At 50.3% G+C, this 1,752-nt stretch carries 1 protein-coding gene; it reads left to right on the forward strand.

The features are described from left to right. Window positions 1-1,752, forward strand: a 1,752-nt coding sequence (locus ACO6V1_RS23780) for an ankyrin repeat domain-containing protein (RefSeq protein ID WP_422469052.1), incomplete at both ends; no start/stop codon positions are given.

Raw genomic sequence — 1,752 nt, forward strand, 5'->3', positions numbered from 1 at the left:
CGAGAAACTGGAATCACCGCCTGAACATCTTAAAAACATCCTGCTCACCCAGTATCGTGAGACACGCTTCCAGATTCGACAGTTAGTCATGCAACTCAGGGATCAACAACACGATCCAAATGTTGACAGCGAGAATTACATCGCCGGGATACTTCATGACTGCCTGAGCGACATTCAGGAGTGCGCTCCCGTTATTCACGACCGCTTTACCCTGAGTTTTCTTAATTTGGAAGCCTTACGGGGAGGGCTGGGCGGGAAGCTCTTCAATGTCAGGAGTGAGCTGTTTGATCAATTTATCCAGTCTTTCCTGCTTGAGCTGCAACGGGAGAGGTTGGTTGATATACCACCAGGCATGGAGGTTCACTGGAAGCACAGTTTGCACAATCTTTTCTGTGAGCATCTGGGGCTTCCCCATATCGTTGACACTTCGGCACCGACCCATCTGGGTGATGACCTTACCCGGCGATTTCTTGCGGCTGCATCACTGTCAGTCAATGCCTGTACCATCCTGCGTCAACTCTCGTCCGGGTGGTCTGACCAGCTCAGTGCAACCCTGCAAAAACTGGGTGTACAGGTATGGGAAACCGACGTTATTGCCCCCTTTGAACTGACTTCAGAGAGAATGGGGACGCTTGAAAGCGCACTCTTTAAACCGGTCAATCATTTACTGCAAACAGGCGGAGAACAGTCCCTTGATCTCAGGACCGTCATCGAAGAAACTGGCGATGGCAACTATTACCTTGGCCGGTACCGGGAAAAGTTACTGGCCTGGGTGGCCAACCATTTCTGTGAATCATCGGCCAAGGTGTTCGCCACTATTCCTGCAGGTGTCGATTCGGCCTGGTATATCGGCACCATCAAGCAGCTTTTCTTCTGGGTATTTAATCATGACCAGTACTTGCCGACGGGGCTGGCGTGTACTTTTAATGCGAATAATCACACCTCGCTGACATTGCCGCATTTAATGTCCATTGACTTCTCAACCTGGCCTGAAACCACCATTTATGCCCTGCTCACCCAGGCAATGGAGCAAACCGATAAGGCCCGTCATATTGCCTCGTTTTTCCTGCAACACACCACCATCGAACAGCTTGGTAAAATACCAGCGATGGTGACCAGGGCGCTTGCCAACCAACTCAGTGAGAAGCTGATTAAGCACGATGACACTTTTAAAGAAACGTTATACAAATGTGTAGTTGATCATTTTACCTCTGTTACAACGTTCATTACTCCCGGCATTTCTCCAGGCATTGCTCCACGCGTACTGGACTGGCTGATCGATACACCGCTGCTGAAGCCGGTCTTATTGAGACTTCAACAACAGGGAATAAATGTGTTGTCAATCACATCACGCCTGGCCAGCTGGCAGGTCTCTGATTTTTCCCACGAGGATATGAAAAAGTTACTGACACCCCATGATTGCCAGCGACTGTTCAAACAGGCCCTTATTCTGGGGCAGTCAGAAACCCTGTCCAATCTTTTGTTAACCGGTCATTGTGATCCATTGACCAGCTTCTTGAACGATGATCTGGACACCCCCCTGGCGTGCTTTGCAAGTTCCGGTAATTTGCCTGCATTGGAATACCTGCTGAAACCAGGCAACCCGCAGGTTAACCGGAAAAATATCCATGGCTCGACGCCCCTGCACATCGCTGCCGAAAAAGGGCACGTGGCGTTCGTCAGGGCGTTACTGACCATCGACGGCATTGACGTCAATGTGAAGAGTAACGATGGCTTTACGCCCCTGCACTG

The organism is Endozoicomonas sp. ALC013 (assembly GCF_049310205.1).
Lineage (GTDB): Bacteria > Pseudomonadota > Gammaproteobacteria > Pseudomonadales > Endozoicomonadaceae > Endozoicomonas.